At 62.8% G+C, this 13,959-nt stretch carries 13 protein-coding genes; 6 read left to right on the top strand and 7 right to left on the bottom strand.

The window, feature by feature from the left end:
- Positions 1-322: 322 nt before the first annotated feature.
- Positions 323-1,117, bottom strand: coding sequence for a class II aldolase/adducin family protein (locus V6M90_RS23010; RefSeq protein WP_003173468.1), 795 nt, complete (start codon positions 1,115-1,117; stop codon positions 323-325).
- Between the two features lie 107 nt (positions 1,118-1,224).
- The gene (locus V6M90_RS23005) at positions 1,225-2,130 is read right to left on the bottom strand and encodes a LysR family transcriptional regulator (RefSeq protein ID WP_003173467.1); all 906 of its coding nucleotides are present in this window, start codon (positions 2,128-2,130) and stop codon (positions 1,225-1,227) included.
- 213 nt (positions 2,131-2,343) lie between these two features.
- Here V6M90_RS23005 and V6M90_RS23000 point away from each other — a divergent pair, with 213 nt between their 5' ends.
- The 6 genes from V6M90_RS23000 to V6M90_RS22975 all read left to right on the top strand — a co-directional run bounded on the left by V6M90_RS23000 (position 2,344) and on the right by V6M90_RS22975 (position 9,136).
- Positions 2,344-2,955, top strand: a complete 612-nt coding sequence (locus tag V6M90_RS23000) for a cysteine dioxygenase family protein (protein WP_003173466.1) — start codon at positions 2,344-2,346, stop codon at positions 2,953-2,955.
- Positions 2,952-4,532 (top strand): rhodanese-related sulfurtransferase, encoded by a 1,581-nt coding sequence (locus V6M90_RS22995; RefSeq protein ID WP_332847178.1) that lies wholly within the window; start codon positions 2,952-2,954, stop codon positions 4,530-4,532. The genes V6M90_RS23000 and V6M90_RS22995 overlap by 4 nt, the downstream gene beginning before the upstream one ends.
- Before the next feature lie 100 nt (positions 4,533-4,632).
- The gene (locus V6M90_RS22990) at positions 4,633-5,607 is read left to right on the top strand and encodes an ABC transporter substrate-binding protein (protein WP_003173464.1); all 975 of its coding nucleotides are present in this window, start codon (positions 4,633-4,635) and stop codon (positions 5,605-5,607) included.
- An 11-nt stretch (positions 5,608-5,618) separates the two neighbouring features.
- The gene (locus tag V6M90_RS22985) at positions 5,619-6,974 is read left to right on the top strand and encodes an LLM class flavin-dependent oxidoreductase (protein WP_141064490.1); all 1,356 of its coding nucleotides are present in this window, start codon (positions 5,619-5,621) and stop codon (positions 6,972-6,974) included.
- Positions 6,975-7,010: 36 nt separating this feature from the next.
- On the top strand, positions 7,011-8,180 hold the full coding sequence (locus tag V6M90_RS22980) for an acyl-CoA dehydrogenase family protein (protein ID WP_141064491.1): 1,170 nt from the start codon (positions 7,011-7,013) through the stop codon (positions 8,178-8,180).
- Positions 8,177-9,136, top strand: a complete 960-nt coding sequence (locus tag V6M90_RS22975) for a D-isomer specific 2-hydroxyacid dehydrogenase family protein (RefSeq protein ID WP_141064492.1) — start codon at positions 8,177-8,179, stop codon at positions 9,134-9,136. The genes V6M90_RS22980 and V6M90_RS22975 overlap by 4 nt, the downstream gene beginning before the upstream one ends.
- On the opposite strand, the gene V6M90_RS22970 is transcribed toward V6M90_RS22975, so the two are convergent.
- From V6M90_RS22970 to V6M90_RS22950, 5 genes are all read right to left on the bottom strand, one after another.
- On the bottom strand, positions 9,123-10,004 hold the full coding sequence (locus tag V6M90_RS22970; protein WP_003173458.1) for a LysR family transcriptional regulator: 882 nt from the start codon (positions 10,002-10,004) through the stop codon (positions 9,123-9,125). The genes V6M90_RS22975 and V6M90_RS22970 overlap by 14 nt on opposite strands.
- A gap of 180 nt (positions 10,005-10,184) precedes the next feature.
- The gene (gene ycaC, locus V6M90_RS22965) at positions 10,185-10,802 is read right to left on the bottom strand and encodes an isochorismate family cysteine hydrolase YcaC (RefSeq protein WP_141064494.1); all 618 of its coding nucleotides are present in this window, start codon (positions 10,800-10,802) and stop codon (positions 10,185-10,187) included.
- A 28-nt stretch (positions 10,803-10,830) separates the two neighbouring features.
- Complete coding sequence (locus V6M90_RS22960; RefSeq protein ID WP_003173454.1) at positions 10,831-12,669, bottom strand: amidohydrolase; 1,839 nt, start codon at positions 12,667-12,669, stop codon at positions 10,831-10,833.
- Positions 12,666-13,256 (bottom strand): antibiotic biosynthesis monooxygenase, encoded by a 591-nt coding sequence (locus V6M90_RS22955; protein WP_003173453.1) that lies wholly within the window; start codon positions 13,254-13,256, stop codon positions 12,666-12,668. The genes V6M90_RS22960 and V6M90_RS22955 overlap by 4 nt, the downstream gene beginning before the upstream one ends.
- Before the next feature lie 141 nt (positions 13,257-13,397).
- Positions 13,398-13,868: an Lrp/AsnC family transcriptional regulator gene (locus tag V6M90_RS22950; protein ID WP_003173452.1), complete on the bottom strand. Its 471-nt coding sequence runs from the start codon at positions 13,866-13,868 to the stop codon at positions 13,398-13,400.
- Positions 13,869-13,959: the final 91 nt, after the last annotated feature.

Below are 13,959 nucleotides of genomic sequence, written 5' to 3'. Positions count from 1 at the left end.
TGTCTGCGATGGCCATAGGTATCTACACAACTGCGTGCTCTTGCTTCTGCGCTATTGCTGTTGCCCCCCGGTGTGGCCGTTACCGCAGGAATGGATATGTACTCGGTCTGATCCAACATCCTGGTCGGCTGTCAGGCCGCCATCGGGAGCAAGCTCCCTCGCCACAGGTTCAGGGCCACGCCAAAGTTGTGAAGATATCTACACAACTTTAAAAGCTGAAAATCCATCCTGTGGTGAGCGGGCTTGCCCCGCTCACCACGATAGCCCATTCGCCATCGCAGGCAAGCCAGCTCTCCGCAAGGGACCGTTGCCAAGCCAGCGATCAGTTTTTGTAGTCGGTATCGGTCCGCTCGAGCTGGCGAATCAGTGCATTCCAATGCCGCGCCACGCCAGGGCCTTCACCGCTGCTGTGGGCCTTGGCCTGTTCTTCCACCTTCGCCACTACCGCCTGCGGCGGGAACACCAACTCCGCGTTGCCGGCCGCCTGTGCCGCGATCTGAATGTTGCACGCACGCTCCAGACTTTGTAGTTGCTGGAACGCATGCTCGACGCTGATACCGGCCGTCAACAAGCCGTGGTTGCGCAGGATCATCACGCTCTTGTCACCCAGATCCGCGACCAGTCGCTCGCGTTCGTCCAGATCGAGGGCGATGCCTTCGTAACCGTGGTAGGCGACGCGCCCGGAAAAGGCGATGGAATGCTGGGAAATCGGCAACAGGCCGTCCTTTTGCGCCGACACCGCGATACCGTCGCGAGTATGGGTGTGCAACACCGCTTGCAGGTCATGTCGCGCGCCGTGGATGGCGCTGTGGATCACATAGCCTGCGTAGTTGATGCCCAGGCCCGTGGGGTCGTCGACGATCGTGCCGTCGAGATCGACCTTGACCAGGTTGGAGGCGTTGATTTCATCGAACAACAGCCCGAAGGCATTGATCAGGAAATGCTCCTGCGGGCCGGGCACGCGGGCGGAAAAGTGGGTGTAGATGTGGTCGGTCCACTTGTACAGGGCCGCCAGGCGGTAGGCGGCGGCCAGTTTGACGCGCACGTCCCACTCTTCTGGCGTGACGCGTTGGCGGACGGTGCTGGAAACGCTGGAAATGGAGGTGACGCTGCTCATGGCAAAACTTCCTGGATGGCCTTAAGGACTTCCAGGCAAGCCTAGGGGTTTGCCAAAAATAATAAAAAGCACATTTTAATCTAAGCTAATTATTATTTTTTTTCATATCAAGCCGCGTCCTTGATCTTCTGCAAAGACGCCGCGACCAACTGGCCGAACGCATCCACCGGCCCTTGCAGGTTGCCCAGGAAGTGCGGGTAGATCAGCCACAGGTCCATCACCGGCTTGAAATCCTTGAGCGGCATCACCGCCAGGTATTCGCGGTGCGCGCTGCGCTCCAGCAACGGGCGCGGCACCAGGCCCAAGCCCAGGCCATCGGCGACCAGGCCCAGTTGCAGCTCGGTACCGAAGGTCTCCAGGTTGACGCGCAACGCCAGGCCCTGGTCGGACAAGGTGCGCTGCAAGCCGGCACGAAAACCACAACCGTCCGGGTTGAGGACCCAACCGTTCTGGTACACATCCGCCAGCTTGCACGGCTTTTTAGGCAGTTGCGCCTTGGCACATACCACCACCAGTTCCATCTTGCCGATGGACTCGCCGATGATGTTGTCCGGGAAGATCTTGCCCGCCGGGAACAACGCCGCCGCCGCATCCAGCTCGCCGCGCTCGATCTTGCCCACCAATTGACTGCCCCAGCCAGTGGCGACTTGCGCGCGCAGTTCAGGGTATGCCCCGCGCAAATGCTTGAGCGCATCCAGCAGCACCACGTCGCCGAGGGTCTGCGGCACACCCAGGCGCAACAGGCCGGTGGGTGGCGCGTCAGTGGCTACCAGTTCGCGCAGGGCGTCCATCTCGCGCAGGATCAGCCGGCACTGTTCATACACGCGGGTGCCGATCAAGGTGGGCTTCAAGGGTTTGGTGTTGCGGTCGAACAGCTCCACCCCCAACGCCTGCTCGAAGTTCTGCACGCGGCGGGTGATGGCCGGCTGGGTCAGTTGCAACGACTCGGCGGCATGGCTGATGGATTGGCAACGAATCACTTCGACAAAGGCATCGATATCGTCAATTTTCATTTGGGCCGCACATAGAGAACAGTCATTAAGATGTGTGCGAAGCATAGTTGCGCAAACGGCATCTGGATAGCCTGCCCTGGGATCGATAACGTCTAAGCCTAGTCCGACCGATTCTAAATTACCTTCAGCTATAAGCTAATCATTAAAAAATAGCATATTAAATATAAACATTATGCTTAGATAAACCCATCACAGCAGACCGATGGAATTCTCATGACCCAGGCCCGACACCCCGAGCGACTCAGAGCCTTCATAGGTGCCCTGGCGGAACTGATCGACGGCAACCCACGCGAAGGCGACCTGCTGCACCGTGGCGGCAAGCTGCTGGCGCAACTGGTCAGCCATGATGACTGGCTCCCCGATGAGTTTGCCCAACCCGACCCCGAGCGCTACCAGCAGTTCCTGTTGCATGCCGATTCACGCCAGCGTTTCAGCGTCGTCAGCTTTGTGTGGGGGCCGGGGCAAAGCACGCCGATTCATGATCACCGGGTCTGGGGGCTGATTGGCATGCTGCGTGGCGCGGAATTGTCCCAAGGCTTTGAACGCGCCCCCGACGGCCGCCTGGTCGCCGAGGGCAAGCCCATTGAGCTGGCGCCCGGCCAGGTAGAGGCGGTATCGCCCAAGGTCGGCGATATCCACCAGGTGAGCAACGTCCACAGTGACCAGGTGTCGATCAGCATTCATGTGTACGGCGCCAATATCGGTGCGGTGCGCCGCGCGGTGTACCAGCCCGACGGCACTGAAAAACTGTTTATCTCCGGTTATTCCAACGCCTTTCTCCCGAACATCTGGGATTTGTCCAAAGAAAAGAGCCCTGCCCTATGAGCACACCGACCCGCAGCTTCGCCCAGATCCGCCAGGCCCTGTTGGACCGCGAAGAACTCGCCCTGATCGACGTACGCGAAGAAGCGCCCTTCGCCGAATCCCACCCATTGTTCGCGGCGAATATCCCGCTGTCCAAGCTGGAACTGGAGGTGTACTCGCGCATTCCACGGCGCGACACCCCGGTGACTGTCTACGACAACGGTGAAGGCTTGGCCGACCGGGCCGCCGAGCGCCTGCTTGCATTGGGCTACACCCAGGTCAGCCTGCTTGAAGGTGGCCTCAACGGTTGGCGCAGCGCCGGCGGCGAGCTGTTTATCGATGTGAACGTGCCGAGCAAAGCCTTTGGCGAACTGGTGGAGAGCGAGCGCCACACGCCGTCCCTGGCCGCCGAAGACGTGCAGGCCCTGCTCGACAGCCAGGCCGATGTGGTGGTGCTTGATGCCCGCCGTTTCGACGAATACCAGACCATGAGCATCCCCACCGGCATCAGCGTGCCCGGTGCCGAGTTGGTGCTGCGTGCCCGTGAATTGGCGCCCGACACGGCGACCCGCATCATCGTCAACTGCGCCGGGCGTACCCGCAGCATTATCGGCACCCAATCGCTGATCAACGCCGGCGTGGCCAACCCCGTCTCAGCCCTGCGCAACGGCACCATCGGCTGGACCCTGGCCGGGCAAAAGCTCGCCCATGGCCAGTCGCGACGCTTTGCGCCGACCGCGGAGGAACACCGCCAGATCGCGGCCCGGGACGCACGCCGCGTCGCCGACAAGGCCCGCGTCGGCCGCGCCAGCCTGGCAGACCTGCAACGCTGGCAGCAGGAGCCGACACGCACCACCTACCTGTTCGATGTGCGCACCCCGGAAGAATTCGAGGTCGGCCACCTGCCCGGCGCGCGCTCAACGCCGGGTGGGCAATTGGTGCAGGAAACCGACCACGTCGCCAGTGTGCGCGGCGCGCGGCTGGTGCTGGCGGATGATGACGGCGTGCGCGCCAACATGTCGGCGTCCTGGCTCGCCCAGCTGGGTTGGGAGGTGCACGTATTGGACGATCTGCAACCTGCGCACTTCAGCGAGAAAGGCGCCTGGGTCGCCCCGGTGCCCGCCCCGCCCCAGGCCGAACTGATCAGCCCGCACACCCTCGCCGACTGGCTGGCCCATGGCGATACCGTGGTGCTGGATTTCACCGCCAGCGCCAACTATGTGAAACGCCATATCCCCGGTGCCTGGTGGGTGCTGCGCGCGCAACTGCCCCAGGCCCTGGCCAAGGTGCCCACCACCGAACGCTATGTGTTGACCTGCGGCAGCAGCCAACTGGCGCGCCTGGCGGTGGCCGACGTCCAAGCGCTCACCGGCAAGCAAGTGTTCCTGCTGCAAGGTGGCACGGCCGCGTGGATCAACGCGCAACTGCCGCTGGAAGAAGGTGAAACCCACCTGGCCTCACCGCGTATCGACCGCTATCGCCGCCCGTACGAAGGCACCGACAACCCCAAGGAAGCCATGCAGGCCTACCTGGATTGGGAGTTCGGCCTGGTCGACCAGTTGGCCCGCGACGGTACCCATGGTTTCTATGTGATCTGACCTGTCTTCACGCCTGCACCTGACCGGTGCAGGCCGCACCGACCCCTTTCCCGGCGGAGGTAACCCACACCTTTCAAGATCTGCCTGGAGCCTATCGCCCATGACATTCGCCACGCCTTTCAAACACCTGCTATTGGGCACCGCTCTGGCCCTCGGCCTGGTGACCACTGCCCACGCCGCCGACCTGCAACCGTTGCGGGTGGCCAATCAGAAATCCACGATCAAGGCACTGCTGGAAGCCTCAGGCGAAACCAGCAATGTGCCCTACACCATCCAATGGTCGGAATTCCCCTCCGCCTCGCCGCTGGGCGAAGCCTTGAACGCCGGCGCAGTGGATATCGGTGCCCTGGGCGATGCGCCGTACGTGTTCGCCCTGGGTGCCGGGGCCACGCTCAAAGTCGTCAGCATCATCCACGCCGAAGGGCGCAACACCACGGCACTGGTGGTACCCAAGGATTCGCCGATCAAGACGGCGGCCGATCTCAAGGGCAAGAAAATCGTCACTGGGCGCGGTTCCATCGGGCATTACCTGGCAATCAAGGCATTGGCCAGCGCCGGCCTGACCAGCCAGGACGTGCAATTCATCTTTCTGCTGCCCGCCGAATCCCGCCTGGTGCTGGATAACGGCACCGTCGATGCCTGGGCCACCTGGGACCCCTACACCACCGTCGTCACCTCGCAAAGCCACGCGCGGGTACTGGTCAGCGGCAAGCAGCTGCTGAGCAATCACCTGTACTTCGCCGCCACCAGCCAAGCCATCGCCGACAAGCGCCCACAGCTGGACGACTTCGTCGCCCGTGTCGACCGCGCCTATGCCTGGGCCAATACCCATCCCGAGGAGTACGCCGCGGCCCAGGCAAAAATCACCGGCCTGCCGCTGGCCGTGCACATCGAGGTGGCCAAGGACACGCACCTGTCCCCGGTCAAGATTGACGACAGCGTGATCAGCGGCCTGCAAGCCACCGCCGACACGTACCAGAAAGAAGGCCTGTTGCCCCGCCACATCGACGTGTCCCAGGGCTTCGACAAGAGCTTTAACGCCACGCGTGCCCCCAACGATCAAGCCTCGCGCTGAAGGAGCAGAACATGAGCAAGCCACATCCATCCAAACCACGCCATTTGAAACTGGGTGCCATGGTCCATGGCGTCGGCCACGGCTGGGGCGAATGGCGTCACCCGCAGGCGCAACCGAATGCCAGCACCAATTTTGCGTTCTACAGGCAGCAGACCGAGCTGGCCGAAGCCGCCAAATTCGACTTTGTGTTCATCGCCGACAGCCTGCATATCCACGCCAAGTCCAGCCCGCATTACCTCAACCGCTTCGAGCCGCTGACCATCCTTTCGGCCCTTGCCGCACTGACGACGAATATCGGCTTGGTGGCCACCGTGACCGTCAGCTACACCGAGCCCTACCAGGTGGCGCGCCAGTTTGCCTCCCTTGACCATATCAGCGGCGGTCGCGCCGGCTGGAACGTGGTCACCTCGTGGCTCAGCGGCACCGCCGACAACTTCGGCAAAGCCGAACACCCGCCCCATGCCGTGCGTTATCGCATCGCCAAGGAACACCTGAATGTGGTCAAGGGCCTGTGGGATTCCTGGGAAGACGACGCCTTTGCCTACAACAAGCGCAGCGGCGAGTTTTTCACCCCGCACAAGCTGCACGCGCTGAACCACAAGGGTGAGTTTTTCTCGGTCAAGGGGCCGTTGAACATTGCCCGTTCACGCCAGGGCCAGCCGGCGATTTTCCAGGCCGGCACCTCGGAGGACGGGCGTAACTTCGCCGCCGAAAACGCCGACGCGATCTTTGTGCATGTCGACAGTATCGAAGAAGGCCTGGCTTATACGCAGGACCTCAAGCGCCGCGCCAAAGGCTTCGGCCGTGACGTGAACAGACTGTCGATCCTGCCGGGCATCCGCCCGATTATCGGCCGCGACGCGGCCGAGGTGCAGAGCCGCTATCAGCAAGCGGTGGACCTGGTCACCGTGGAAGACGCCATTGTCGCCCTGGGCCGCCCGTTCAACGACCATGACTTCAGCCAATACCCGCTGGACGAACCCTTTCCGGAACTCGGCGACCTGGGCTCCAACAGCCAGAAAGGCGGGTCCGACCGCATCAAGCAACTGGCCCGCGACGAAGGCCTGACCCTGCGCGAAGTGGCCCTGCATTTCTCGCGGCCCAAGCGCGATTTTGTCGGCACCCCGGAACAAGTCGCCGATGCGATCCAGACCTGGTTCGAGACCGGCGCCAGCGATGGTTTCATCATCAACTCGGTGCTGCCGGACGGCTTGCAGTACTTCACCGAGCTGGTGGTGCCGCTGTTGCAACAGCGGGGTCTGCTGCGCAGCGAATACAGCGGCCAGACCCTGCGCGACAACCTCGGCCTGGAAGTACCGGAGAACCGCTACAGCGCGGTTGAAGCCCCTCAAAAGGCACGGGCTTGAACGGCCCCTCCCACATTTTTGACCGAGTACCTTCTTATGACCCAACCGTCTCTACGCTCCGTGGAAGTCGCCCACTTCGACGCCCTGCTCGAACGCCTCAGCCTGGAGCTGGCCGGCACCGCGCCGCAATACGATGAAAGCGGCGCCTTCCCCCATGCCAATTTCAAGCGCTTGCATGAGCACGGCCTGCTTGCCCTCACCGTGCCCAAGGCGCTCGGCGGCGGCGGCGCCAGCCTGCTCCAGGCGCGCAAGGCGATCAGTGCAATTGCCAAGGGCGAGCCGTCCACGGCGCTGATCCTGGTGATGCAATACCTGCAGCACACGCGACTGCAAGACAGCAAGAGCTGGCCTGCCTATCTGCGCACCCAAGTGGCCACGGACGCGGTACGCAACGGCGCGCTGATCAACGCGTTGCGCGTCGAGCCCGACCTCGGCACCCCGGCCCGTGGCGGCCTGCCGGCGACCACCGCCGTGCGCACCGCCGAGGGCTGGCGCATCAGCGGGCGCAAGGTTTACTCCACCGGCAGCCACGGCCTCAGCTGGTTCAGCGTATGGGCGCGCAGCGACGATGCCGACCCGTTGGTGGGCGCCTGGCTGGTGCCCAAGGACAGCCCCGGCGTAAGCATCATCGACACCTGGGACCACCTGGGCATGCGCGCCACCTGCAGCCATGATGTAGTGCTCGACAACGTGCTGGTGCCGCTGGACCACGCGGTCAGCGTCAGCCCCTGGAGCGCGCCGCAGCCGGAGCTGGATGCCGAAGGTTTGCGCTGGATGTCGGTGTTGCTGTCCTCGGTGTACGACGCCGTGGCCCAGGCCGCGCGGGACTGGCTGGTGAACTGGCTGGAAGAACGCCAGCCGTCCAACCTCGGTGCCGCGCTGTCGACCTTGCCGCGCTTCCAGGAAACCGTCGGGCATATCGACACCCTGCTGTTTGCCAACCGCTGCCTGCTCGACGCCGCCGCCGAAGGCCACACCCCGGCGGCCAATGCGGCGCAGTTGAAGTACCTGGTGACGCATAACGCTATTCACGCGGTGGAACTGGCCATCGAGGCCTCGGGCAACCCCGGCCTGTCACGCAACAGCCCGTTGCAGCGGCACTACCGCGACGTGCTGTGCAGCCGCGTGCATACCCCGCAGAACGACGCCGTGCTGCAAGGCGTCGGCAAAGCCGTGTTCGCTCAACGTCAGAAGGCCCGCACATGAGTCAGGTGATTATTGCCAGCCAGTTGGACGAAGACTTCAACCAGGTGATCCGCGAACGCCTGGCGTCGCTGCACCCCGAGGCCCAGGTGATCGGTGTGCCCGTCGGCGTGCCGAGCGACCTGGCGCCCCACGCGAATATCCTGCTGCTGCGCCCGATCAATGTGCGCGGCTACACCGCCCCAAGCACCCCGCCACCGGGCTGGCCCTATGGCACGCAGTGGGTGCATCTGGTCTCGTCGGGCATCGACTTCTATCCGCAATGGCTGTTCAACGGCCCGCCGGTCACCACTTCCCGGGGCAGCGCTGCCGATAACCTGGCCGAATTCGCCCTGGCGGCGATCTTTGCCGCGTCCAAGCATCTGCCGGACATCTGGGTGAAAGACTCACAGTGGAATTTCACCCCATTGCGCCCGCTCAAGGGCACGACGTTGGGCCTCTTCGGTTTTGGCGCGATTGGCGAGAGCCTGGCGCACAAGGCCCAGGCATTGGGCATCAAGGTGCTAGCGCTGCGACACAGCCAGGCGCCTTTTGCAGCAGGCGTGGAAGCCGCCAAGGATATCCACGACCTGTTCGCCCGCGCCGACCATCTGGTGCTGGCAGCACCGCTTAACGAGTCCACACGCAACATCGTCGACCGCGACGTATTGGGCAGCGCCAAGCCGGGTCTGCACCTGATCAACATTGCGCGCGGCGGGCTGCTGGATCAGGAGGCACTGCTGCAAGCGCTGGACAACGGCCGGATCGGCCTGGCCTCGCTGGACGTGACCGAGCCGGAACCGTTGCCGGACGGACACCCGTTGTACACCCATCCACGGGTGCGGTTGTCACCGCATACGTCGGCGATTTCGACCAACAGCCGGCAGGAGATTGCGGATACGTTTCTGGCCAACCTGCACCGCTACCTGAGTGGCCAAGCCCTGGAAAACCTCGTCGCCCGGCCGTTCAACAGCCGCTAGCCAGGCGTTCGCGCAAAAAATCCACCAGTGCCTGCACCGGCCGTGAGCTTTGCCGGTGCTGGGGATAGACCGCCGAGAGGGTCAGGGCCTCAGGCGCAAAATCATCGAGAATCGTGACCAGGCGACCGTCCTTCAACGCGTCGCCGACGATAAAGGTCGGCAAGTAGGTGACGCCCAGGCCGGCAATGGCCGTGTCGCGCAGCAGATCGCCGTTATTCACGCGCATGCGCCCGCTGACATTCAGCGCTTGCAGCTTGCCTTTGAAGCGCCACTGCACCTGGCGGCCATGGCCATAAGGCAGGCAGTCATGCTCGGCGAGGTCGTCAGGCTTGTGCGGCGTGCCCCGCAGCGCCAGGTACTCGGGGCTGGCGCAATACACCCGCGGGATGCTGGCGATGCGCCGGGCAATCAGCGTGGAATCTTCCAGCGTGCCGATCCGCAGCACCAGGTCGTAACCCTCGCCGATCAGGTCCACCGGGCGGTCGCTGAGGTCGACTTCCACCGCCACTTGCGGGTGGCGTTGCAGGAACAACGGCAACAGGCAGCCCAGGTGAGCCATGGCGAACGACAACGGCGCGCTGAGGCGAAGGGTGCCGCGCGGCTCGCTGTTCTGGCCGGCGATGCCCTGCTCCACCTGCTCGACTTCACCGAGCAGGCGCAGGGCCGACTCGTAGTAACTCTGCCCCAGGGGCGTGATATCCAGGCGACGCGTGGAGCGGTTGAGCAGACGCACGCCCAGGCGGTCTTCCAGTTGGATCAGGCGGCGACTGACGAACTGTTTGGACAGGCCCAGCTGTTCGGCGGCAGCGGTGAAACTGCCGGACTCCATGACCTGGCAGAACAGGCGCATGTCTTCGAAGGGGTTCATTGTCGCTTCTCGGTGGACATTTATTGGACTTATAACTGGATAGTCGCAACACCACAAATCAAATGTGGGAGTGGGGCTTGCTCCCGATAGCGGTGTGTCAGTCAAAACCGTGGCGACTGATACACCGCTATCGGGAGCAAGCCCCCTCCCACATTGATTATCTGCAGGCTTGAGAGCAGCTTACTTGGCAGTCAACGCCGAGTAGCTGTTCATCAGGTTGCGGTAGTTGGGGATGCGCGGCGACAGCAGGTTGGCCAGGCCTTCCATGTCGTTGCGCCAGTCAACTTGCAGCTCGCAGGCCACGGCGAACCAGTTGACCAGTTGCGCGCCGGCAGCGGTCATGCGCGCCCAGGCCGCTTGTTGCACGGTTTCGTTGAAGGTACCGGAAGCGTCGGTGACCACGAACACCTCGAAGCCTTCGTCGAGGGCGCACAGGGTCGGGAACGCTACGCATACATCGGTCACCACGCCGGCGATGATGATCTGCTTGCGGCCGGTGGCTTTTACCGCCTTGACGAAATCTTCGTTGTCCCAAGCGTTGATCTGGCCAGGACGGGCGATGTACGGCGCGTCCGGGAACAGTTCTTTCAACTCGGGTACCAACGGGCCGTTGGGGCCGCTTTCGAAGCTGGTGGTGAGGATGGTCGGCAACTTGAAGAACTTGGCCACGTCGGCCAGGGCCAACACGTTGTTCTTGAATTCGTTGGGGGAGAAATCCTGTACCAGGGAGATCAGGCCGGTCTGGTGATCGACCAACAGGACAACGGCGTCATCTTTGTTCAAGCGCTTGTAAGTCATGGGTTAACTCCTTCGTGGGTTTTAATCGTCAGAACGCAAAGCATGAGCAGCCAAACGCACCCCAGAAACCCTGGAAGTCGCTGACCGGCACGCTGGAAAGGCGCGCTTTTTCATGGCTGTGGGAATGCACGCCGCAGGGGCCACTGCATTGGTGTACTTGAGCCTGCAAGGGCGAACTCGGGCGCCAGTGCCCCGGCACCTTGACCACCGGCGACCAGTCCGGCAGCACCGGCACGCGCGACGGTGCGTAATCTTCGAAGTCGCCGGCGCCGTATACGACTTTGCCGCCGACCACGGTCAGTACCGATTCAATCCACTTGATGGCTTCTTCATCGACGCTGAAAAAATCCGCCGACAGCGCGGCCACGTCCGCCAATTGGCCGACCTTGATCTGGCCTTTCTTGCCCTGCTCGGACGAGAACCAGGCGCTGCCGTGAGTGAACAATTCCAGCGCGGTGAGGCGCGGCAGGCCTTCGGCGTGCAGTTCCAGGCCGCCGACGGTGCGGCCGCTGACCATCCAGTACAGCGAAGTCCACGGGTTGTAGCTCGACACCCGCGTGGCGTCGGTGCCTGCGCCTACCGGAACGCCTTCGGCGAGCATGCGCTTGATCGGTGGCGTGGCTTCGGCGGCCTTGGCGCCATAGCGCTCGACGAAGTATTCGCCCTGGAACGCCATGCGGTCCTGGATCGCAATACCACCGCCCAGGGCACGCACGCGCTCGATGTTTTTCGGGGTAATGGTTTCGGCGTGGTCGAAGAACCACGGCAGGCCATTGAACGGGATGTCGCGGTTGACCTTCTCGAACACATCGAGCATGCGCGAGATGGATTCGTCGTACGTCGCATGCAGCCGGAACGGCCAGCGCTGCTCGACCAGATGGCGTACCACCGGCTCCAGTTCCTGTTCCATGGTCAACGGCAGGTCCGGACGCGGTTCGAGGAAGTCTTCGAAGTCCGCCGCCGAGAACACCAGCATCTCGCCGGCGCCGTTGTGACGCAGGTAGTCGTCGCCCTGATGCAGGGTGACGCTGCCGGTCCAGTTCTTGAAGTCGCTGAGTTCTTCCTTGGGTTTCTGGGTGAACAGGTTGTAGGCGATGCGCACCGTCAGCTGTTCATCCTTGGCCAGTTGCTCGATCACCGCGTAGTCATCGGGGTAGTTCTGGAAACCGCCGCCGGCGTCGATGGCGCTGGTGAGGCCCAGGCGATTGAGTTCACGCATGAACTGACGGGTCGAGTTGACCTGGTATTCCAAGGGCAGTTTCGGGCCCTTGGCCAGGGTCGAATACAGAATCATCGCGTTGGGCCGCGCCACCAGCATGCCGGTGGGGTTGCCGTTGCTGTCGCGCACGATCTCGCCGCCCGGCGGGTTCGGCGTGTCCTTGGTGTAGCCGGCCACGCGCAGCGCGGCGCGGTTGAGCAAGGCGCGGTCATACAGGTGCAACACGAACACCGGCGTGTCCGGCGCCGCCTGGTTGAGTTCCTCCAGGGTGGGCATGCGCTTTTCGGCGAACTGGAATTCGTTCCAGCCGCCGACCACGCGGACCCATTGCGGCGTGGGAGTGCGATCGGCCTGGTCCTTGAGCATGCGCAGGGCGTCGGCCAGGGACGGCACGCCCTCCCAGCGCAGTTCGAGGTTATAGTTCAAGCCGCCCCGGATGAGGTGCAGGTGCGAGTCATTGAGGCCCGGGATGACGGTGCGGCCTTTGAGGTCGATCACCTGAGTACCGCTGCCCTTCAGGGCCATGGCTTCACCGTCGGTGCCGACGGCAACGAAGCGGCCCTGGTGGATGGCGACGGCCGTCGCGCGCGGGTTTTCACGGTCCACGGTGTGGAATTGGCCATTGAACAGAATCAGATCGGCGTTCATAGGGTTTCCTTTACAGAGGCTTCGAGCCAGGGAGCGAACAGGCGGGTGGCGGCCGGCATCAGCAGGTAGACCACCAGCAGGACGATGGTCAGGGTGACCAGAAAGGTGGAGACCACGTAGTTGGACAGAAACGGGTGCAACCGCAGGATCGGTCCCCAGATAAAGGGCAGCAGCAGGGTTTGCGGCAAAATCACACACAGGCTGACCACCGCCTGCTTCCAACGGGGCGGCTTGGCGGCGCTGTCGGCCAGGGGCGAGAACCAGAACTCATTGGCCGCGCCGATTTCGGTCTTGTCGCCGTCTGCCAGCATGGGCGTGGCTTCGGCGATCAGGGTTTTGCGTTCGGCGGAGTCGAGCCAGGTTTGCAGGTCATCGGTGGAGCGGTAGCGCAATACACAGGTGAACAACGTCAGGTTGCTCTGTTTGCTGCGTACCACATCGACACCGAGGTGGCCCGGGCGCTCGCCGGCGATGCGCACGATGCGGCGCAACCAGGCTTCATAATGGGTTTCCTGGCCCTGTTTTATCAGGTGTTTGACGACCAGGGTGACGACTTCGTCGGGCCCTGTTTTTGCTGCTGGGTCCATGGGGTGCCCCTCTGCCTTGATGTTTCAGCGATGAGGGGAGTTTGCGGGGGATGGGGGTGGGGAAAATTGGATGTACGTGCTGTTTGGGGTTCAGCCTGCATATCCCTTCAGCTAACGGGATGTACGTGCTAAAAACCACGGCTACTCCGGCAGCGGAATCACTCGCAACGGCCTCACCGACTTATAGGAAAAACTCGAATAGATCTCCTTGACGCAAGGCAGTGTCTGCAGCACCTCACGCGCAAATTCTCCAAACGATTCCAGATCCCTGGCCACCACTTCCAACAGGAAATCATACCGTCCCGACACGTTATGACACGCCACAATCTCGGGAATTTCCAACAGCCGCTGCTCGAACGCCCGGGCGATTTCCTGGGTGTGGCTCTCCATCATGATGCTGACAAACGCCGTCACCCCGTACCCCAGCGCCTTGGGCGAGAGGATCGCCTGGTACCCGCTGATCACCCCACTCTCCTCCAGATGGCGCACCCGTCGCCAGCACGGCGAGGTGGTCAGGGCGACGCGGTCGGCCAGTTCGGCCACGGTTAGACGGGCATTGCCTTGCAGGGCGTTTAATAAGGCTTTGTCGGTACGGTCCAGAGTGACGGGCATGATTTGCCTCTATTCGTGATTGTTTGCGCATTTTCATCCCGATATACCGGAATTGTCGGCAAAGTTTGCAATGTTCATCTGCGGTTATGAG

The sequence above is a fragment of the Pseudomonas lactucae genome, assembly GCF_036688725.1.
GTDB classification, from domain to species: Bacteria; Pseudomonadota; Gammaproteobacteria; order Pseudomonadales; family Pseudomonadaceae; genus Aquipseudomonas; species Aquipseudomonas lactucae.
Note: the sequence above shows the minus strand (reverse complement) of the source record. Positions and strands in the feature narration are given on the sequence as shown.

Bases quoted from the DNA above. Each gene is read 5' to 3' on its own strand.
- V6M90_RS23005 (WP_003173467.1), bottom strand. From the start codon at position 2,130: ATGAAAATTGACGATATCGATGCCTTTGTCGAAGTGATTCGTTGCCAA.
- V6M90_RS22970 (WP_003173458.1), bottom strand. From the start codon at position 10,004: ATGAACCCCTTCGAAGACATGCGCCTGTTCTGCCAGGTCATGGAGTCC.
- V6M90_RS22990 (WP_003173464.1), top strand. From the start codon at position 4,633: ATGACATTCGCCACGCCTTTCAAACACCTGCTATTGGGCACCGCTCTG.
- V6M90_RS23010 (WP_003173468.1), bottom strand. From the start codon at position 1,117: ATGAGCAGCGTCACCTCCATTTCCAGCGTTTCCAGCACCGTCCGCCAA.
- V6M90_RS22950 (WP_003173452.1), bottom strand. From the start codon at position 13,868: ATGCCCGTCACTCTGGACCGTACCGACAAAGCCTTATTAAACGCCCTG.
- ycaC (WP_141064494.1), bottom strand. From the start codon at position 10,802: ATGACTTACAAGCGCTTGAACAAAGATGACGCCGTTGTCCTGTTGGTC.
- V6M90_RS22985 (WP_141064490.1), top strand. From the start codon at position 5,619: ATGAGCAAGCCACATCCATCCAAACCACGCCATTTGAAACTGGGTGCC.
- V6M90_RS22980 (WP_141064491.1), top strand. From the start codon at position 7,011: ATGACCCAACCGTCTCTACGCTCCGTGGAAGTCGCCCACTTCGACGCC.
- V6M90_RS23000 (WP_003173466.1), top strand. From the start codon at position 2,344: ATGACCCAGGCCCGACACCCCGAGCGACTCAGAGCCTTCATAGGTGCC.
- V6M90_RS22995 (WP_332847178.1), top strand. From the start codon at position 2,952: ATGAGCACACCGACCCGCAGCTTCGCCCAGATCCGCCAGGCCCTGTTG.
- V6M90_RS22955 (WP_003173453.1), bottom strand. From the start codon at position 13,256: ATGGACCCAGCAGCAAAAACAGGGCCCGACGAAGTCGTCACCCTGGTC.
- V6M90_RS22960 (WP_003173454.1), bottom strand. From the start codon at position 12,669: ATGAACGCCGATCTGATTCTGTTCAATGGCCAATTCCACACCGTGGAC.
- V6M90_RS22975 (WP_141064492.1), top strand. From the start codon at position 8,177: ATGAGTCAGGTGATTATTGCCAGCCAGTTGGACGAAGACTTCAACCAG.